The 20,205-nt window shown below is 72.4% G+C and carries 13 protein-coding genes and 1 pseudogene; 4 read left to right on the top strand and 10 right to left on the bottom strand.

The window, feature by feature from the left end; translation table 11 throughout:
- Positions 1-48: 48 nt before the first annotated feature.
- The gene (locus Q0863_RS09715) at positions 49-1,887 is read right to left on the bottom strand and encodes a sensor domain-containing phosphodiesterase (RefSeq protein ID WP_298577636.1); all 1,839 of its coding nucleotides are present in this window, start codon (positions 1,885-1,887) and stop codon (positions 49-51) included.
- Between the two features lie 188 nt (positions 1,888-2,075).
- On the opposite strand from Q0863_RS09715, the gene Q0863_RS09710 reads away from it, so the two are divergent.
- Positions 2,076-5,783 (top strand): indolepyruvate ferredoxin oxidoreductase family protein, encoded by a 3,708-nt coding sequence (locus Q0863_RS09710; protein WP_298577635.1) that lies wholly within the window; start codon positions 2,076-2,078, stop codon positions 5,781-5,783.
- A gap of 19 nt (positions 5,784-5,802) precedes the next feature.
- The gene (locus Q0863_RS09705) at positions 5,803-6,438 is read left to right on the top strand and encodes a hypothetical protein (protein ID WP_298577634.1); all 636 of its coding nucleotides are present in this window, start codon (positions 5,803-5,805) and stop codon (positions 6,436-6,438) included.
- A gap of 12 nt (positions 6,439-6,450) precedes the next feature.
- Here Q0863_RS09705 and Q0863_RS09700 read toward each other — a convergent pair whose 3' ends face one another.
- Positions 6,451-8,124, bottom strand: a complete 1,674-nt coding sequence (locus Q0863_RS09700; protein ID WP_298577632.1) for a serine hydrolase — start codon at positions 8,122-8,124, stop codon at positions 6,451-6,453.
- Between the two features lie 80 nt (positions 8,125-8,204).
- Complete coding sequence (locus Q0863_RS09695) at positions 8,205-12,074, bottom strand: hypothetical protein (protein WP_298577631.1); 3,870 nt, start codon at positions 12,072-12,074, stop codon at positions 8,205-8,207.
- A 199-nt stretch (positions 12,075-12,273) separates the two neighbouring features.
- On the opposite strand from Q0863_RS09695, the gene Q0863_RS09690 reads away from it, so the two are divergent.
- Positions 12,274-13,155 (top strand): hypothetical protein, encoded by an 882-nt coding sequence (locus tag Q0863_RS09690; RefSeq protein WP_298577630.1) that lies wholly within the window; start codon positions 12,274-12,276, stop codon positions 13,153-13,155.
- A 76-nt stretch (positions 13,156-13,231) separates the two neighbouring features.
- Complete coding sequence (locus Q0863_RS09685) at positions 13,232-13,639, top strand: I78 family peptidase inhibitor (protein ID WP_298577629.1); 408 nt, start codon at positions 13,232-13,234, stop codon at positions 13,637-13,639.
- A 44-nt stretch (positions 13,640-13,683) separates the two neighbouring features.
- Here the strand turns inward: Q0863_RS09685 and Q0863_RS09680 are convergent, their stop codons facing one another.
- The 7 genes and pseudogenes from Q0863_RS09680 to Q0863_RS09650 form a co-directional block, all read right to left on the bottom strand.
- Positions 13,684-13,917: a hypothetical protein gene (locus Q0863_RS09680; RefSeq protein ID WP_298577627.1), complete on the bottom strand. Its 234-nt coding sequence runs from the start codon at positions 13,915-13,917 to the stop codon at positions 13,684-13,686.
- Between the two features lie 86 nt (positions 13,918-14,003).
- Positions 14,004-15,245 carry a TCR/Tet family MFS transporter gene (locus Q0863_RS09675; protein WP_298577625.1) on the bottom strand — a complete coding sequence of 414 codons (1,242 nt, stop codon included), beginning with the start codon at positions 15,243-15,245 and terminating at the stop codon, positions 14,004-14,006.
- 87 nt (positions 15,246-15,332) lie between these two features.
- Positions 15,333-16,619 carry a lytic murein transglycosylase gene (locus Q0863_RS09670; protein ID WP_298577624.1) on the bottom strand — a complete coding sequence of 429 codons (1,287 nt, stop codon included), beginning with the start codon at positions 16,617-16,619 and terminating at the stop codon, positions 15,333-15,335.
- A gap of 243 nt (positions 16,620-16,862) precedes the next feature.
- Positions 16,863-17,225: pseudogene (locus Q0863_RS09665) on the bottom strand (YchJ family metal-binding protein); the annotation flags it as partial.
- Entirely contained in the window at positions 17,225-17,830 is a 606-nt protein-coding gene (gene folE / locus Q0863_RS09660; RefSeq protein WP_298577623.1) for a GTP cyclohydrolase I FolE, read from the bottom strand. The pseudogene Q0863_RS09665 and the gene folE, both read right to left, overlap by 1 nt.
- Before the next feature lie 63 nt (positions 17,831-17,893).
- Entirely contained in the window at positions 17,894-18,364 is a 471-nt protein-coding gene (locus Q0863_RS09655) for a hypothetical protein (protein WP_298577621.1), read from the bottom strand.
- A 25-nt stretch (positions 18,365-18,389) separates the two neighbouring features.
- The gene (locus Q0863_RS09650; RefSeq protein WP_298577619.1) at positions 18,390-20,054 is read right to left on the bottom strand and encodes a LysM peptidoglycan-binding domain-containing protein; all 1,665 of its coding nucleotides are present in this window, start codon (positions 20,052-20,054) and stop codon (positions 18,390-18,392) included.
- Positions 20,055-20,205: the final 151 nt, after the last annotated feature.

Genomic DNA, 20,205 nt, shown 5'->3' with positions numbered 1-20,205 from the left:
CCGCTACCGGAACCACGACGCCAACGCCCGCCCTCCGGCGCCGAGCCGTCAGTCCGCGAATCCCCGCACCAGCTCCTCGTTGTCCAGCGATGCCGAGAACAGGAACCCCTGCGCGCGCTGCACGCCGCATTCGCGCACGGTGCGGGCCTGGGCCTGCGTTTCCACGCCTTCGGCGACGATGCCGATGCCGGTGCGCTGCGCCAGGGTGGACATCGCCTGCACGATGGCCAGGTCGTAGGGGTCGTCGGGCAGGCCGCCGATGAAGCAGCGGTCGAGCTTGATCACGTCGATCGGCAGGCGCTTGAGATAGGCCAGCGACGAGTAGCCGGTGCCGAAGTCGTCCAGCGCGATCGACACCCCCAGCTCGCGCAGCCGGGTCAGCGTCTGCGCGGCGACGGCGATGTCGGGCAGCAGGATGCTTTCGGTCAGCTCCAGGCACAGTCGCCCGGGCTGCAGGCCGCTGCCGGCCAGCGCGGCGCTCACGTCGCCGACCAGGCTGGCCTGCTCGAACTGCCGCGCCGACAGGTTCACGCGCAGCTTCGGGCCGATGCCATTGGCGAGCGCCGGCCAGCCCTGCGCCAGCGAGCAGGCCTCGTGCAACATCCAGCGCCCGATCGGCACGATCAGGCCGCTGTTCTCGATCACGTCGATGAAGTCGCAGGCGGGCCGGCAGCGGCCCTGGTCGTCGCGCCAGCGCAGCAGCGCCTCGGCCGCGACCCAGCGCCCGGTCGAGAGCTCGACCTCGGGCTGGAACTGCACGCACATGCGGCCGGCCTCGTAGGCCTCGCGCACCTTGCGCTCCATGTGCAGCCGCTCGACCAGGCCGCGATGGTGCTCGGCATCGAAAATCTCGCAGCGCCCGTGGCGGTTGCGCCGCGCCTCGTGGCTGGCGGTCTCGGCGTTGCGCAGCAGGTTGTCGGCCGACGGCGCGGCGAGGTCGCGGGAGAAGGCGATGCCGGCGGTGACGATCACCGCGATGCCCTGTTCGTCCAGGCAGGACTGCACCGTATCCACGCAGCGCTCGGCCAGGACCAGGGCCTGGGTTTCGTGCAGGTGGCGGTGCGGCAGCACGGCGAAGGCATTGCCGCGCACCCGCGCCAGCGTCGCCTCGCCGTCGAGGTCGCGACGCAGGCGGGCGGCGGCCTCGACCAGCAGCTCGTGGCCGGCATCGCCGTCGTGCGGGGAGGCATCGAAGTTGAGATGGATCGCGGCCAGGCCGTTGTCCGCGCCATGCATCGGCCGCAGCGCCGCATGCACCACGCCCAGCAGGTGGTCGCGGTTGGGCAGGTCGGTGTGCGGATCGTGCAGCTCCAGGTAGCGCACGCGTCCTTCGAGGCGGCGACGGCGGTCGATCTCCAGCGCCATCGCCACGTAATCGCCGATGCTGCCGGCGAAGGCCTGGTCCTCGGGCGACCAGGTGCGCGGCCGGCCGACGTGCTCGTGGCAGATCACCCCCAGCAGTTCGCCGGCCGAGCGCACCGGCGCGTCCAGCAGCGAACCGATGCCGTGGCGCTGCAGGTAGTCGCCCAGCCCGCCGTCGCCCGCGGCCGCGGCGCTCCGGTTGATCACGCGCACCTCGTCGAGCGCGGCGGCGTAGTCGCGGCCCACGTCCAGAACCGCATCGGCGGACCCGGCGCGGCGATGGCCGCGGCTGCGTTCGAAGTGGTGCAGGCACTGCAGGCGGCCGCTGGCCGCATCCCAGCGCCAGATGTTGACCCGCTCCACCTCGAGCGTGCCGGCGGCGGTTTCGCAGATCAGCGCGAACGCGCGGTCGAGCGTGCAATCGTCCTGCCAGACGCGGCGGGCGAGCGACACCAGCGCGTGGTTGTGCAGCCTGGCCCAGGCACCGCGATCTTGCGGCGAGGCTGTCTGACTGTCGGGTGACATCGTGCCCCCTTGCCGGCGCACTGGCCTGCGCCGACGCCCCTGTCCGCCTTTGTATACCCGGCTGTGCGACCGCGCAAACGGGCCTGCGCGCCGTCGCCACTGTTACACTTGACACGTTTACCCGGACCCGCGGCGTCCGTGCTGCGTCCCAGCCTGCGGCCGTGCGCCGCCCGCCAGACCAAGACGCCATGACCAGCACCGCAGAACTCTCCTCGCCCGCTTCCGCGCACACCGGCCTGACCCGGGGCGTCACCGACCCCGACTACACGCTGGACCACAAGTACACCCGCACCGACGGACGCATCTACCTGTCCGGCGTGCAGGCGCTGGTGCGCCTGCCGCTGATGCAGCGCCTGCGCGACCAGGCCGCGGGCCTGAACACCGGCGGCTTCATTTCCGGCTACCGCGGCTCGCCGCTGGGCGGCTTCGACCTGGAGCTGTGGCGGGCGAAGCAGTACCTGGGCGAGGCCAACGTGAAGTTCCAGCCGGGCCTCAACGAGGATCTCGGCGCGACCATGGTCTGGGGCACCCAGCAGACCAACCTGTTCCCGGGCGCCACGGTCGATGGCGTGTACGCCATGTGGTACGGCAAGGGCCCGGGCGTGGACCGCTGCGGCGACGTGTTCAAGCACGGCAACGCCGCCGGCACCTCGCGCCACGGCGGCGTGCTGGCGCTGGCCGCCGACGACCACGCCTGCCGCTCCTCGACCCTGCCGCACGGCAGCGAGGGCGAGTTCACCAGCGCGATGATGCCGATCCTCAATCCGGCAGGCGTCCAGGACATCCTCGACATGGGCCTGGTCGGCTGGGCGATGAGCCGCTTCACCGGGCGCTGGGTGGGCTTCAAGACCATTGCCGAGACGGTGGAATCCTCGGCCTCGGTCGACGTCAACCCGCTCGCGCTGCAGATCCTCACTCCGGAGGACTTCGAGCTGCCGCCGGGGGGGCTCAACATCCGCTGGCCTGATCCGCCGCTGGACCAGGAGATGCGCCTGCACCGCTACGCGGTCAAGGCCGCGCAGGCCTTCGCCCGCGCCAACCGCATCGACCGCATGGTGCTGGACGCGCCAGACGCGCGCTTCGGCATCGTCACCACCGGCAAGAGCTACCTCGACGTGCTGCAGGCGCTGGAATACCTGGGCCTGGACGCGCAGCGCTGCCGCGAACTCGGCATCCGCGTCTACAAGATCGGCATGACCTGGCCGCTGGAGCCGCTAGGCATCCGCGCCTTCGCGCGCGGCCTGCGCGACATCCTGGTGGTCGAGGAGAAGCACGCCTTCATCGAGAGCCAGATGAAGGAGCTGTTCTACAACTTCGACGGCGACCGGCCGTCCATCGTCGGCAAGTACGACGAGGATGGGCAGTGGATCCTGCCGTCCACCGGCGAACTCACCCCGGCCACCATCGCCGGCGTGATCGCGCGGCGGCTGCAGCAGTTCATCCCGCAGGGCAGCCGCGACACCGAGCACATCCGCGACGTGCTGCGCTGGATGGAACAGAAGGAAGGCGAGCTGGCGCTGCCGCGCGCGCAGTTCCCGCGCGTGCCGCACTACTGCTCGGGCTGCCCGCACAACACCTCGACCGTGGTGCCGGAGGGTTCGCGCGCGCTGGGCGGCATCGGCTGCCACTACATGGTCACCTGGATGGACCGCAGCACCGACACCTTCACCCAGATGGGCGGCGAAGGCGTGACCTGGTGCGGCCAGGCCGGCTTCACCGATACGCCGCACGTGTTCCAGAACCTCGGCGACGGCACCTATTTCCACTCCGGTTCGCTGGCGATCCGCCAGTCGGTCGCGGCCGGCGTCAACATCACCTACAAGATCCTCTACAACGACGCGGTCGCCATGACCGGCGGACAGCCGGTCGACGGCATCCTGAGCGTGCCGCAGATCGCCCACCAGGTGCGCAGCGAGGGCGTGTACACCATCGTGCTGGTCAGCGACGACCTGTCGAAGTGGCGCGACCGCTCGCTGTTCCCGGCCGGCACCGAGTTCGAGGACCGTCGCGAGCTGGACGCGGTGCAGAAGCGCCTGCGCGAGGTGAAGGGCGTGAGCGTGCTGATCTTCGACCAGACCTGCGCCACCGAGAAGCGCCGCCGCCGCAAGCGCGGCAAGATGGTCGATCCGCAGAAGCGGGTATTCGTGAACACCCTGGTCTGCGAAGGCTGCGGCGACTGCGGCAAGAAGTCGTTCTGCGTCTCGGTGCTGCCCAAGGACACCGAGTTCGGGCGCAAGCGCGAGATCGACCAGAGCAACTGCAACAAGGACTATTCCTGCGTCGAGGGCTTCTGCCCCAGCTTCGTCACCGTGCACGGCGGCAAGCCACGCAAGGGCGACAAGGCCGCGACGGCGGGACGCCTGGCCAGCCTGCCGCCGCCGGCCTTCGCCACCGACCTGTCGCAGCCCTGGAACATCCTGATCACCGGCGTCGGCGGCACCGGCGTGGTTACCATCGGCGCGCTGCTGGGCATGGCCGGCCACCTTGAGGGCCGCGGCTCGACCGTGCTCGACCAGACCGGCCTGGCGCAGAAGGGCGGCGCCGTCACCACCCACATCCGCATCGCGAAGGCGCCCGACGACATCCACGCGGTGCGCATCGCCGCCGGCGAGGCCGACCTGGTGCTGGGCTGCGACATGGTGGTGGTCAACGACTACTGGGCGCTGTCGAAGGTACGCGCCGGACGCTCGCAGGTGGTGCTCAACACCTACGAGGCGATGCCCGGCACCTTCACCACGCGTCCGGACATGCAGTTCCCGGCCGCCGACATCGTGCAGGCGGTGACCCAGGCCATGGGCGGCCAGGCGCCGCTGCAGATCGATGCGACCGAGCTCGCCACCGCGCTGATGGGCGATGCGATCGCCTCCAACCTGTTCATGCTCGGCTACGCCTGGCAGCGCGGCCTCGTGCCGCTGTCGCTGGACTCGCTGATGCGGGCGGTCGAACTCAATGGCGCGGCCATCGAGATGAACAAGACCGCCTTCGCCTGGGGCAGGCTGGCCGCGATCGACCCCGAATCGGTGTACGAGGCCGCGGGCGTGGTGCGCAACGCGCCGACCACGGCCGAGGCCACGCCGCGCGCGCTGGCGTCGCTGCCGCCGGGCGAGTGGGAGAGCACCGAATGGGGCGCGACCTCGGCCCCGCCCCCGCTGCGCGCCGAGGACGAGCTGCGCCACGTGCCCGCCCATGCCGGCACCGATGCGGTCGCCTTCCTGCCGATGGACGACCTGCGCCTGTCGCGCTCGCTGGACGAGCTGATCGCGCGCCGCATCGAGTTCCTCACCGAATACCAGGACGCGAAGTACGCGCAGCGCTATTCGGATTTCGTCGCCCGCGTGCGCGAGGCCGAGCGGGTCAGGGCGCCGGGCTCGACCGACCTGTCCGAAGCGGTGGCGCGCTACTTCTTCAAGCTCATGGCCTACAAGGACGAGTACGAGGTCGCGCGCCTGTACACCAGTGGCGAGTTCCGCCGCCGGGTCGAACAGCAGTTCGACGGCGACTACCGCCTGCACTTCCACCTCGCCCCGCCGCTGCTGGCGAAGAAGAACGCCAAGGGCGAACTGGTCAAGCGCGAGTACGGGCCCTGGGTGTTCAAGGCCTTCGGCCTGCTGGCGAAGCTGCGCTTCCTGCGCGGTGGCACCTTCGACGTGTTCGGCCGCACCGAAGAGCGGCGCATGGAGCGCCAGCTGATCGAGGACTACGAACGCACCGTGGGCGGGCTGCTGGAGAAGCTGGACGCGGGCAACGTCGACCTCGCCGCGGAGATCGCCGGCATCCCCGAGCACATCCGCGGCTACGGCCACGTCAAGGAAGCGCACCTGCACGCGGCCAGGGCACGCGAGGCCGAGCTGCTGCGCGAGTGGGACAACCCGCTGCGGATCGTGCAGGCCGCCTGACAGGAGGAGGGGTCTGGCGATGACCACGGAACCCACCGCTCCGCCTCCTGCCACGGCACCTCCGGGCAACCCGCCCCCGGCGCCCGCGCGAGGCCGCTTCGAGCTGGTGGTCGGCGCCAGCGCCATCATGCTCTCGGTGGTGTCGCTGTTCGTGGCGATCAGCGCCAACCGCACCCAGGAGCGGATGCTGGCCGCGAGCGTATGGCCGTCGATGATCTTCGGCAGCAGCAACATCTCGCGCGACGACGGCAGCCCCGAGATCGCGCTGGACCTGCTCAACCGCGGCACCGGACCGGCGCGCATCCGCTGGGTCGAACTGGCCCATCGCGGCAAGCCCATGGCGACCGCGGGCGACCTGCTGCAGGCCTGCTGTGGCGGGATGCCGGAGTCGCGCGGCGACGTCCATCCGATCATCGGCAGCGGCATCCAGCGCCGCGTGTTCGGCGCCGAGGAATGGGTGTCGTTCCTGCGCATGCCGCTGGCGCGCGTGCCGCAGGAGACCTTCGACGCCTTCGACCGCGAGCGTCACCAGGTGCGCCTGCGCGCCTGCTACTGCTCGGTGCTCGACGACTGCTGGCTGCTCGACAGCGAACTCGAGGAGCCACGCGCCGTCAGCGCCTGCCCGGCCGCGCCCCGGGTGCTCTGGCGCGGCTGAGCGTACGCGCGCTCAGTCGCGGCGCGCGAACACCGTCTCGTGCCCGCCCTGCGACAGGGTCACCGTCGCCGGCGTGCCCGTCTCCGGCGCGAAACGAAGACTGGCGTCGACCACCTTGAGGAAGAACGCCGACGCCGACTCGGCGAAGATCTCGAACGCCGGCTGGCCGCTGAGCTGGGCCTTGGGCGTGTCGCCGTCGAGGAATACCTTCAGCACGGCGCCCTGGAACACGTATTCGCCGGCGATGCGCTCGAGCGCGGCGCGCGGCAGGTCGACTTCGGTGCGGGCCGTGGGCAACGGCTCGTCGCTGCGCGCGATGCGCTCTCCCTCACCCTCGTCTTCCGGGAAGAAGCGCATCGCCACCACCGCGCCATCGTCGCCGCGTTCGAACACCATCCGCGAGAAGCCCTCCTCGAACAGGAAGGTGTCTTCGCCCACGGGCACCAGCGGATAGGCCTGGCCGCCGCTGCGCTGCGAGGTCAGGCGCCCGCCGGCGACGCGCAGGGTGCGGGCGCTGTTCTCGTCGATGCGGTACACGCCCTCGTAGCCGCGCAGCGTGGCCTCGTCGACCTCGATCGCCTTCTTCTCCGGATAGGGCCTGCCGATGGCGTGGGCCGCCAGCAGCTGCGCGACGCGGCCGGTGCCGAGCATGTCCGGCCGCCCGGCGTCGGCGTTGTAGAGCACCGCGACGCTGACCTCGTCCCCGGGCAGGTAGAGCAGGTAGGCGCTGAAGCCGAAGATGCCGCCGCCGTGCTCCAGCTTGGGCTGTCCGCGCAGCGTGCCGGTGCTGATGCCGAAGCCGTAGGCGTTCTCCGCGGCCTTGCCGGCGGGCGTGGTCATGGCCGCGTGGCTGGACTGGCTGAGGATGCGGCCTTCGTGCAGCGCACGGTTCCACTTGAGCAGGTCGTCCACGGTCGACACCAGCGCGCCGGCCGCATGCGGCTGGGTCATGCTCAGGTAGCGGGCGCGCGCCCAGCGTTCGCCGTTGAGCGTGTAGCCGTTGACATGCCCTGGGATCACCGCCTCGGCCTCGCTGCCGTAGCCGGTGTGCTCCATGCCCAGTGGCCCGAAGAACGCTTCCTCCAGGTAGGCATGCCAGGACTTGCCGGTGGCCGCCTCGATCACGGCGCCGACCAGTACGTAGCCGGAGTTGTTGTACGCCCAGCCTTGGCCCGGCGCGAAGTCGGCCGCCTCGCCCTTGAAGCTGTCGATCAGCGCCGCGGTGGACAGGTCCTGCATGATCCCGCCGCCGGCCATGATGGCCTCGATGCTGGTATAGCTGCGGATGCCGGAGGTGTGGTCGAGCAGCATGCGCACCGTGATCGCGTCGCCGCCGGGGTAGCCAGGCACGAACCGGGTGAGCGGATCGTCGAGCGACAGCTTGCCGTCCTCGGCCAGCTTCAGCACCGCCGCGGCGGAGAACTGCTTGGTCACCGAACCGATGCGGAACACGTGGTCGGCCGACAGCGGCACGTCGAGCTCGAGGCTGGCGCGGCCGCAGGCGCCGCGGTAGAGCACGTCGTCGCCGCGCGCCAGCAGCACCGCCATCCCTGGCGCGGCGGGATCGCAGTTGCGCGCCAGCGCGTCGGCGGCGAAGCGGGCCACCTCGGCCCTGGACGGCGGCCTGTCGGCGGCGTCGGCCATCAGCGGCAGCAGCAGGATCGTCAGCGTGGCGAACAGGCGCATGGGCGTGGTCCGGCGGGGGAGGGTCCGCTCCGAGGGTAGCCGCGTGGCACGCGCGCGCAACCGTGCCACAGGTCCTGCGCTCATCCGGCCGGCGGCGCCCGGCGCCGCGCGCGACGGTCCTGGCGGGCGGCATGGACCGCATCGATGCGCGCGCGCTGGCGCCTGCGCGCCAGCGCCAGCGCGTCCTCCAGCCACAGCCGCACCCGCGTCGCGGTGCGGTTGCGGCACACGCCGCCCAGCCCGTACCAGCCGCCGCGGATATCGACCGCATCGACCACCTGCCGGTTGATCAGCAGGCGCAGGAACTCGGTGGCAAGCCCAAGGCGGCGCACGTGGTCCTGGATCCGCAGCAGGCGCAGCGTGCCCTCGGCCAGCGCGGCCACGCCGAGCGTGGTGTCGCCCAGGCGCTCGTCGTTGCCGACTAGCGCGGCCGACCAGCGCAGGCGCAGCAGGTACAGGTGGGTGGGCCGGACCGCATGCGCGCACAGCGGATCGGACAGCAGGATCGAGTGCTCGACGTGGTTGATCGTGCCGCGCGCCAGCAGCCGGTCGCACAGGCCGCGCCAGTCCTCGCCCGCGGCCGGCTCGAGTTTCTCCATGCGCAGCACGCGCTGGCGGTCGCCGGCATCGTTGTCCAGGCGCGGCAGGTCGAGCCGCTGCTGGCAGAACGCCACGAAGCGCGCGCCGATCATCGGCGCGCCGATGAGCCAGGCGATGCGGAACATCGGCGCCCAGCTCCAGTGGCGGAAGGCATTGAGCCAGCCGCGGTTGTCCGGATGGTCCCAGGCGTGTTCCAGGTCGAGGTCGTGGTAGACCGCCTCCATCAGCCGGATCAGCTCCTGGCAGAAGTAGAAGCAGGCGCGGAAGTCCTCCGGCGCCGGCAGCCGCGTGCGCCGTTCCAGCGGCGATGGCGGCGGCTGGCCTTCAGCCGGTGGCGCGCCCGCGACCAGGTCGGTCCAGGCCGGGTGGAACTGCGCATCGAGCACCGCCAGCGCCGGGTTGCCGCGCAGCTGCCGCAGCAGGTCGGCCAGCGCCTGGCCATGCAGCGCGAACCGGTCCGGCACGCCCGGCACCGGCGCCACCCAGCGCTGGCGCAGGGCGATCAGCAGCTTTTCCTTGAGCGCCGAGTCGTGCACGCCCAGCTCGTCGTGGCGTGGCGCGCCCGGCTCGGCGCCGCTGCGCTCGAGTACCGGCGCCAGCGCGCGCATGGCGATGTCCTGGCCGAGCCGGCGATAGCTTTCGAACTGCGCCTCGTCGAAGAACTGGTCGGACGTGGGCTCGTGCGGGAAGCAGGCGTGGCTGCGCGCGTAGTGGGCGATGTCGGCTGGCTCCTCGCCGGTGAGCGTGGGCTTGAGGTAGAGCACGGTGCCGCCGCTGCCGTCGGCATAGGTGATGCGTCCGACCGCGCAGCTGCGCTCGGACAGGCCGTCCTCGCCCGGTGCGAGCGCCGACACGTCGATGTCGATCTCGGCGCCGAAATCCACCCGGCACTTGTGCACCGCATTGCCCAGGTCGCCGAACGCGCGCGCCGGGTCGGCCGCCGCGTCCACGCACAGGATGAAGCGGCAGCGGCGCCGCACCAGCTCGTACAGGCCCAGGTTCTCGAAATGGCCGCCGTCGGACAGGTGCACGAACTTGCCGCCGGCGTGGGTCCGCCCGAGCAGTTCGGCCAGCAGCCAGCGGCCGAAGAACGGCGCGCTGTCGGCGGACGGGCGCTCGGGATGGCGGGGATTGGGCAGCCACCAGCCCAGCCGCGCATCGAACAGGGTCAGCAGGAAGGTCACCGCCGGCGAGCTGTGGTAGCCCATGTTGGGATTGACCGCCGCGCCGGAGATCGCCATCGCCGCGCCCAGGGTGAGCGAACCGGCCAGCGGATCGTTGCGGCCGGCCGTGGCGGCGGTCGCGGTGCCGGCGGTGGCCGCGGCACGGTCGCCGATCGGCGCTTCGCCGCTGCGCGAGTCCGGCGGCAGGTATCCGCACCAGCCCGGCGACAGGCAGAACGAGGCGGCCTTGCGGTCCTGCCAGTCCAGCTGCTTGGCGGCCACCAGGTTGAGCGCGGTGCCGACCAGCGGATACAGCGGGCGCGCGCCGTCCAGGCGCTGCACCTCGACCACGTCGGCCAGCACCAGGTCGTCCTGCAGGTCGAAGTTGGTGGTCGGCTCGGGATTGCGGTGCAGGTTGCTGGCGCCGAGGTAACAGCGCACCAGGCGGTTGCGGTAGAAGGCGTTGAGGCTGAACTCGTTGACGTTCACCGCCCAGCCCAGCAGCAGCCAGACCGCCAGGGCCGCCGCGACCAGCAGCGCCAGCGCGCGCGGATGGGCGGCCACCGCTGCGCCCAGGGCGAGGAGATGATCGGCCAGCCGCGCCGACCCGGCCGGCGCCGGCGTGGCGGGCAGGCCGCCGGCCAGCCGCTCCAGCGCCGGGCCGGCGGCCTGCAGCAGGACCTGCCCGGCCAGGCTCAGCGCCACCAGCAGCCCGAGCACGAACACCCACGGCGCCAGCCGCGCGACCAGGTCGAGCAGGCGCGAGCGCCGCGACCCGCCCTTGCCGGCGCGGGTGCCGTGCGCGGCCAGCAGGCCGATCCCGGTGGTCGACAGCCAGGCCAGCGCCCCGGCCCAGCCGGCGGTCGAGAGCGCCTGCACGCCCTGGCCGGCGCCCAGCCGCAACAGCCAGGGCCCGTAGATCACCAGCGACAGCGCCAGGGTCATGCCCAGCGCCACCAGCGCACAGGTCTTGCCGCCGACCCGCGCCCAGATCTCGCGCTGCAGGTCGCTCATCGCCGGTCCGGCCAGGCCCAGGTGCACGATCGCGGTCAGCGCCACCGCCACCACCACCAGCAGCGGGCCGACCACCAGCACGTGCCACAGCCCGCCGTCGGCCAGCGCCCAGGCGCGCAGCCAGCCGCGCAGCAGCACGATCGCCACGCCGGCGAACGCGGCCGCGCCCACCGTGCCGAGCACGAAGCGCCAGGGATGCCGCTGCAGCGGCGGCGGCGGTGCGTCGCCGAGCGCGACCCGGCGCGAATACCAGGGATCGAACACCAGCCAGGCGTGCCAGACCCCCAGGTACAGGGCCGCGGTGACGATGCCCAGGTCGGCGCCGCCCATGGTCCAGCGTCCGGGCAGCCAGCCGAGCGCTGCGCCGAACAGTCCCGGCAGTCGCTCGAAGCGGGCCAGCCCGAGCGCGCCGAGCATGGACGCCAGCGCCAGCGCCAGGATCGTCGCCAGCGCCGCCAGCACCACCCGCCGCGGCGGCTGCGGCGGTTCGCCCTCGGCCGGCAGCGGACGCCGGTTGGCCCAGGTGCTGACCCAGGCCAGCAGCGCCACCGCGAGCATGCCGGTCAGTCCCGCCAGCGACAGCGGCAAGGTCGGGTTGCGCAGGCTCAGCGCGTCGGCGCCCGCGTACAGCAGCAGCGGCAGCAGGCACAGCGCCAGGATCAGCGCGCACAGCTGCGCCTGCACCAGCAGCACGTTGCGCACGTAGGTGCCGGCCATGCCCAGCGTGTCGCCGGAGAACGGCGATTTGCGCGGCGCCAGGTAGTTGCTGTACTCGCGCAGGTGGCGGATCGGGCGCGCGCCCGGCCCTTCCCCGGTGGCCGTGCCGCTGCCGTCCAGGGTCGCGAACGCCTGGGCGAAACCATGGCGCCGGATCAGGGCCTGCACGAAGCCGCCGATGTAGCCGCCGCCCGAGACCGTGGACTGGTAGTGGAAGCAGCGCAGCAGGCCCAGCCGGGCCAGTCCCTGCAGCACGCCCAGGCCGAAGGTGGCACTGCGGATGCCGCCGCCCGACAGCGCCAGGCCCCAGGGCTCGACCGCGGCCGGATCCTGGCCGGCGCGCGCGCCGAGGATGACGCCCAGCTCGGCGGCGCGGACCGACGCGAGGTCGGGCGCGGGTGGAGCGGGGCTCCAGCGCGCCCGCAGGGCCGTCGGCAACAGGTTCGACAGGCGCACCGCATCCTCCATGTGCGTGTGGCGGATCCCCCGCCGGCCACTGTAGTGCAAACGCGCCGCAACGCGCTGGCGGGACGTGACCGCCGGCGCCGGCGTCGCGCGTTGGACCGGGGTACGACGCGGCGCGCGGCGGAGGCCCGCCACCGCGGCCGCGACAGCACGCGCCACATCGCGCAGACTCGCGGCAGGAGGTGCCGGCATGGCGCTCAAGCGCATCTACGACAACTGGCAGCAGCTGCGTGCGGCGAGCGGCACGCCGGGCTCGCGCCAGCGCCGCGAATGGCGCGCGTACCTGCAGGAGCGGCCGCTGATCGCCTACTGGGGCGATTCGTGGTTCAGCACGCCGCTGTACCGCAACCTGTGCTGGAACAGCTTCGCGCGCATCGACGGCATGTCGATCCGGCTCGGCGGCCCCGGGCTGACCGCGGCGCGGATGCTCACGCCGGCGGCCTGCCGCGACAACGCCGAACGCTTCGCCGCGCGCGGCTTCGACCTGCTGTGCCTGAGCATCGGCGGCAACGATTGCCTCGGCGAGCGGCTGGCCGCGGTCTTCGCCGGTGCGCCGCGCATGGACGCCGACGCCGCGTTCGAACGGGTCGTCACGCAGGGCGTGTTCGAGCGGCTGCGCGCGCGCTACGAGCTGCTGCTCTCGGCGATGGCACCGCTCGGCGGCCTGCGCGTGGTCGGCCATGGCTACGCGCCGCTGTCGCGCCATGCGATCGGCAAGGAGGGCGCGCTGACCGTGCGCAACCTCGGTCTGGCGGCGATGGTGATGGGCACGGTCGGGCCGTGGCTGTGGCCGGTGATGCAGCCGGTGCTGGGCAGCAAGGCCGAAGCCGAACGCTTCGCCTGGCGGCTGCTGGTGGACGGCTTCCGCGACCAGGTGCTGGCGCCGAGCCGCGCGGCCTGGCCGGGGCTGTTCTCCTACGCCGACTTCTCCGCGGTCGGCTCGCTCGACGACCGCGGCTTCTGGTACGACGAGATCCATCCGACCGAAGCCGGTTTCGCCCTGCTCGCCAGCGGCTACAACGCGATGCTGCGTGCCGCGCTCCCGGCCACCAAGCGCGCGGCGGTGCACTGAATGCCAGCTGGCCCGAGCGGCGAGCCTTCAGGCAGGCGACGCTATCGTCGCCGCTCCCACACAAGGAGATTGCGCCATGGCTGGTTCGACATCCCGCTTTCCGCTGCGCACGCCGCTGCTGTCGGCCGCGCTCATCGCGCTGCTCGGCGCCTGCTCGCCCGACCGCGACGCCGATGCTCCGCCTGCGACCGGCACCGCGCCCGCCGCCCAGGCCGATGCTGCGACGCCGGCGGGCGACGCCGGCGCCATATCGCCGCTCGATGGCGCCGTCGGCGAAGCGAAGCCGTGCAATGCCGACGCCATCCAGGCGCTGGTCGGCCAGGAAGCCAGCGAAACGGTCGTCGCCCAGGCCACCGCCGACAGCGGCGCCACCAGCGTGCGCGTACTGGGACCGGACGACGCTGCGACGATGGATTTCCGCATCGACCGGCTGACCATCACCACCGACGCCGCTGGCGCGATCCAGACCCTCAACTGCGGCTGATCCCGCGGTCCGGTCCGCGCCCTCGTGGCGCGGGACCGGACCGGTCAGTCGTCGCCGCGCTTGCGGCTGAAATCGATCGGCGTGCTCTCGCGCCGTTCGCTGCTCCAGCCCGCCTCGGTGGTGCGCTCGCACTCCCGGGGCAGCGGTTCGCCCGGACGGTCGGGGCGGCTGGCGCAGGCCGGATTGCGGTCCACGGCCGCATTGGTATCGCGCACCTCGTAGCCCGCGCAGCCGGCCACCAGGCCCGCCGCGAGCAGCATGATCATCGTGTTGCGCATCGGGATCCCTCCACGTCGAGCAGGCGATCCTCGCACCGGCGCGTGCGGCGCGGCAAGTCGCGCCGGACCCGCGTCGTTGCCCGCGTTCAGTCGTGCGCGGCGTGCTGCACGGGTCGCGGCGCATGCCGCCACGCGATCAGCGCGGCGACGGCCAGCAGCATCGATGCCAGCAGCCAGGGCGCGCCGGGAAACGCGACCGGCGCACGTTCGCCGATGAACAGCCCGAACACGCTGGCGAAGGCGATCGGTGCGACGATCCCCGCCACCGACACCAGGCTCATCAGCGCGCCCTGGATGCGGCCCTGCATGTCCACGTCGACCTGGCGGGTGATCAGCGCCTGGCTGGCCGGCGAGGCGATCGCCCACAGCGCGCTCACCGGCAGCCCCAGCAGGAAGATCCAGCCCTGTCCGGCGAAGGCGTACACCACGAAGCCCGCGGTGCCGCAGCACAGCCCGAGGATCAGCGCGCGCCGCTCGCCCAGCGCCCGCACCGCGCGCCCCACCACCGCGACGTTGACGATCACGCTGCACACGCCGACCAGGAACAGCACCCAGCCCACCTGCCACGGGCCCCAGCCATAGCGCACGTCGGCGAACAGCACGAACACGCTGGGATAGACGTAGTGCGCCAGGTTGGCGATGAACACCACCACGGCCAGTCCGACGATCGACGGATAGCGACCGATCAGCAGGATCGCCGCGTACGGGCGGATCGCGCGCCAGTCGAAGCGTGCCGCGCGCGATTGCGGCGGCAGCGACTCGGGCAGCACGAACAGGCCGTAGCAGAAGTTCAGCAGCGCCAGCCCGGCGGCGAACCAGAACGGCAGGCGCAGGTCGAGTTCGCCCAGCCAGCCGCCGAGTACCGGGCCGATGGTGAAGCCGACGCCGAACGCCGCGCCGATCATGCCGTAGCTCTTCGCCCGCGCGTCGGCCGGCACGATGTCGGCGACATAGGCGTTGGCGGTGCTGAAGCTGGCCGAGAACACGCCGGAGAACACGCGCGCGACCAGCAGCCACCACAGCGACGGCGCCAGCGCCATGATCACGAAATCCAGGCCCAGCCCCAGGCACGAGAGCAGGATCACCGGGCGACGTCCGTAGCGGTCCGACAGCGCGCCCTGGATCGGCGAGCACAGGAACTGGATCGCCGCGAACACCGTCCCGAACACGCCAATCCACAGCGCCGCGCGCGAGGTGCTGCCGGTGAACTCCTCGACCAGGTGCGGCAGCACCGGGATGATCAGCCCGAACGCCAGCACGTCGATCAGCACGACCAGGAAGATGAAGACCAGCGCGGCCTTGCGCCGGGCGGCTGTCGGTTCGCTCACGCAGGCGGGCCGGAAGATGCGGGCGCGCATTATCCGCGAATCGGCGCAGAGGGGCGCCGGTGGTGGAGGACAGGACGGCCCGCGCGGTCAGCGGCCCGCGCGCAGGGCCTCGAGGATCTTCGTGCCGGCACGGCCGTCCGCAGGCTGCACGCCCAGGCGCTGCTGTTCGTCGCGGATCGCGCGGCGCGTGGCGGTGCCGACCATGCCGTCGACCTCGCCGATGGCGTGGCCGCGCGCCAGCAGCAGGGTCTGCAGTTCGCGCCGCTGCGCGCGCGACAGGCCGGGGTCGTCGGTCGGCCAGGGCGTGGCCAGGCCGCTGCCGCTGCGCAGGCGGTCGGCCAGCGTGGCGATCGCGAGCGCATAGCTTTCGGCGGCGTTGTAGGAATAGATCGCGTCGTAGTTGCGGAACACCAGGAAGGCCGGGCCCTTGGCACCGGCCGGCAGCAGGATCGCGCTGCGCGTATCGGCTGGCGCGATGGGCGTCCCATCGACGCGGGTCACGCCGCGCGCGACCCAGTCCGACAGCGGGCGGCGGCTGGTGCGCCCGGCCAGGGCGGTGTCGAAGCCGGGCGGCAGCCTGACCTCGTATCCCCAGGGCCGGCCGGTCTGCCAGCCGCTGCGCTTGAGGTAGTTGGCGGTCGAGGCCAGCGCATCGGGGATGCTGGTGACCAGGTCGCGGCGGCCATCGCCATCGCCGTCGACCGCGATGCGCGCGTAGGTGCTGGGCATGAACTGGGTGTGCCCGAAGGCGCCGGCCCACGAGCCGGTGATCGCCGGATCGCGCAGGTCGCCGTCGTGCAGCAGCCTGAGCGTGGCCAGGAACTCGCCGCGGAAGAACGCCTGGCGGCGGCCGAAGCACGACAGCACCGACAGCGACTGCAGCAACGGACGCTTGCCCGACACGCGACCGTAGTCGCTTTCCACGCCCCACACCGCCACCACCATCTCCGGATCCACGCCGTACCGCGCCGACACCGTCGCCAGCAGCTCGCGGTGCGTCTGCAGCATCGCGCGGCCGTCGGTCACGCGCTCCTGGTCGACCAGACCGGCCAGGTAGTCCCAGATCGGGGTGGTGAACTCGGGCTGCGCGTCGAGCAGGCCGAGCACGCTGCGATCGGCCGTCACCCCGGTCATGTAGCGGTCGAAGGCCTCGCCGGGGATGCCGCTCGCCGCCGCCTGCGGGCGCAGGCGATTGGCGACGCAGGCGTCGTACTCGGGATCGGCCGGTGCCGGCGCCGCGACCGGCGGCGCTGACGGCACGCTGGACTGCGACGCGGAGGGCGGCTCGACGGGCGCCGGAGCAGTAGGGGATTGCGCCAGCGCCTGTGCAGCCGGCAACGCGCACAGCAGGGCAAGGACATGGAAACGGAGCATCGCGTCGGCCGGGTGCGGGGGAGGCCGGAGGATAGCCTCGCCGGCGTGGTCATCCCGCATGCCGGGGACTGCAGGGTTGCAGGGGATTCATTGAGCCGCCCATGCGTTGCCCCGGCCACGGGTGGACAGGCCGCGCCGTCCGGTGGATGCGGGGCCCGGATGCGGCGCATGCAGGCGCCGTGCCTGGCGCTGCGCATGGCGCTGCGTGCGCCCGCGTCCCTCCGCGCGGCCCCAGCCCTCCACCGCGTCCAGGTAATACCAGTGACCGTCCTCGCGCAGGAAACGGCTGTGTTCGCGCATGCGCACCACGCTGCCGCCACCGATGCGGTAGCGGGCCACGAACTCCACTTCGGCGCTGTCGCTGCCGGTCGCGAGGTGGCGCAATACCTCCAGCCTGAGCCAGGTGGGCCGTGGATCGTCGAAGGACAGTGCGTCGGGGCGCGTGGACGGATGCCAGCTGCGCAGGAGGTAGGCCGCGTCCTCGCGCACGTAGGCGCTGTAGCGCGAGCGCATCAGCGCCTGCGCGTCGGCCGCCGGCACGCCTGCGTGCAGCGGCCCGCAGCAGTCGTCGTAACCGCGCCCGCTGCCGCAGGGACAGGCCGCCATCAGCGTCGGCCGCCGCCCGCCTCGATGAAGCGCAGGAACTCCGCGCGCGTGCGCGCATCCTCGCGGAAGCTGCCGAGCATGGTCGAGGTGACCATGCTCACGCCGCGCTTGTGCACCCCGCGCGTGGTCATGCACTCGTGGCTGGCATCGACCACCACGCCCACGCCCAGGGGCGCCAGCACGCGGCGGATGCAGCCGGCGATCTGCGCGGTCATCTTCTCCTGCACCTGGAAGCGCTTGGCGTAGGCCTCCACCACGCGCGCCAGCTTGCTGATGCCCACCACCTTGCCGGCGGGCAGGTAGCCCACGTGCACGCGGCCGATGATCGGCGCCATGTGGTGTTCGCAATGGCTCTCGAACTCGATGTCGCGCAGCACGATCATCTCGTCGTAGCCGGCCACCTCCTCGAAGGTGCGCGCCAGGTACTCGTCCGGGTCCAGCGCGTAGCCGCTGAACCATTCGCCATAGGCCTTGACCACGCGCTTGGGCGTGTCGAGCAGGCCCTCGCGCTGCGGGTCCTCGCCTGCCCAGCGCAGCAGGGTGCGCACCGCCTCTTCGGCCTGCGTGCGCGATACGCCGTTGCGGGCGTCGTCGGATTCGGTCACGTGCAGGCTCCTGGGGCTCGATCGCGGGCCGCACATGGTAGCGCGGCCGCACGACGTCCCCACTCAGTAGCCGCCGTCGCGGTAGCGCAGGATGCGCTCGCCCTCCGTGTCCTCGACGCGCAGTTCGGCGTGGCCGCGGCTGCGCGCGGGCAGCACGTCCAGCGCGCGGGCGCCGCGCACGCGGCCCAGCAGGCGACGCCCGCCGGCCGTCTCGGCGTAGATCCACCAGTCGGCGGCGCCATCGCGGCGCAGGCAGGGGTGGACGCCCTCCAGCAGCCAGTCGGCGCGCCCGTCGTCGTCCAGGTCCACCCGCCGCGGCCGGACCCAGTCGGCCGCGAACGCGCTGTGTCCGTCGACCTGGCCCTGCGGGCAGTCGAGGACGCGCTCGTCGGTCTGCAGCGCGCGCTGGATGTCGGCTGGCAGGGTCTGCGCCTGCGCAGTGGCGGGAGGGGTCTGGCCGTCTTCGGGCGCCGGGCTGGCTGCGCCGCACGCGGCCAGCAGCAGGCCGCAGGCGAACAGCGCGACGCGGCTCATCGGCACCGGGCGCCGCCGGCCCGGATCAGCCCTTGCGGCCGTCGAAGCGGCCGTCGACCAGGTCGTTGACCCAGCGGTCGATCACCGCGGGCGCGGCCTCGATGTGCACGTGCGGCCCGGTGGAGTTGCCGGTGGAGCCCTGGTTGCCGAGGTCCTGCCCGTAGCCGACCTGCTGGCCCACGCGCACGTCGATGCTGGACATGTGGAAGACCCACGCCACCTTGCCGTCCGCGCCGCGGATGCCCACGGCATTGCCGGCGCCGCCCTTCGGCCCGGCGTGGATGACCTCGCCCTGCAGCGGCGCCGGGATGGCCTGGCTGGTCTGCGACTGGCCATTGCGGTGCAGGACGATGTCGCGCACCTCCAGCTGCTGGCCGTTGCGCGTGACTGTCTGGTAGTCGTGGTGCGGCTGCATCTGGCTGGCATCGCTGACCGCGAACGCGGCCTGGTGGCCGGTGCTGTAGACGGTGTAGGGCGCATAGGTCGGCGCCGTGCCGCTGACCGGGGGCGCATCGCCGCGCGGCCCGGTTTCGGGTGGCGTGCCGCCGGCCGGCGCATCGCCGCGTCCTGCGGCGCCGGGAAGGGCCAGGGTGTCGCCGGCATGGATCAGGTTGGAGTCGCGGATCCCCGGATTGGCCGCCATCAGCGCGCCGACGCTGGTGGAAAAGCGTGCCGCCAGCCCCGACAGGGTATCGCCGGGCTGGATGGTGTAGCTGGCGCTGGTCGCGGCGCCGGCGGGCAGCGAGAGGGTGTTGCCGGCGTGGATCAGGTCCGGATTGCGGATGCCGTTGGCCTGGGCCAGCGCCTGCACCGTCGTCCCCATCCGGCCCGCGATCTCCGAGAGCGTGTCGCCGGGCCGGATGGTGTAGCTCGTGGCGGGGGCAGGGGCGGCCTCGCCAGCGGGCACGCGCAGCGTGGTGCCGGCATGGATCAGGTCGGGATTGCGGATGCCGTTGGACTGGGCCAGCGCCTGCGCGGTGGTGCCGAACCGCGCGGCGATCGCCGAGAGCGTGTCGCCCGGGCGCACCGTGTAGCGGCTGCCCTCGGCCGGCGGCGCGTCGCCCGGATCGGGGCGCGGTGGGGCGCCTTCTATCGGCGCGGGCGCGTCGCCATCGATCTTGTTGCGCACGAAGCTCGTGGCCTCGCCGGCGGTGATGCGGCCGTCGCGGTTGAGGTCCAGCGGGGCATTCATGCGGTAGGCGGCACCGCCCTGCGAGAACAGGGTCGAGCCCGGGTCGGGCCTGGGGCTGCCGTAGAGCACCGTGGTATACACCCCTTCGAGCGTGTTGAGGTCGCCGGGATCGGAGCGCTGCGCGAAGTAGCGCTCGACGTACTCGAGCTGCTCCACCGCGCTCATGCGCGCCAGCGCATCGGTGCTGGTGCCCAGCTCGCGCGCGGTGGTGGGCATGAACTGGATCAGGCCGGTGGCCCCGCTGCCGACGCCGTTGCGCACGCCGGGGCTGAAGCTGCCGCCGGTCTCGAAGCTCATCACCGCCAGGATGTACTCCGGCCGGGTGCCCAGCCGCCCGGCCATCTCTTCCACCCCGCGCAGGAACGCTTCGGTGACGTTGGGATTGCCCTGCAGGCCCTGGATGCGGTTGTAGTCGAACCCGTCCGGGCTCAGGTGGTCTCCCGCCCGGTTGGTGCCGCTGTCGGCGTGGGAAGCGTGATCGACGGCGTTGACGGACATGGCGGCTCCCTGGTTCGCATCGGATGCACGACGCGTCCCCCGCCGCGCCACGCAGCGACGGTAGGGGAGGCCGGCGGGGCCGCGTCAGCCCGGTGGCGCCCTAGCTGGGGTCGACCCCAGCGTGCGGCCGTCCCACTTTCCGCACGGGCCG

The organism is uncultured Luteimonas sp., assembly GCF_947492465.1.
In the GTDB taxonomy this organism is placed as follows: Bacteria; Pseudomonadota; Gammaproteobacteria; order Xanthomonadales; family Xanthomonadaceae; genus Luteimonas.
Note: the sequence above shows the minus strand (reverse complement) of the source record. Positions and strands in the feature narration are given on the sequence as shown.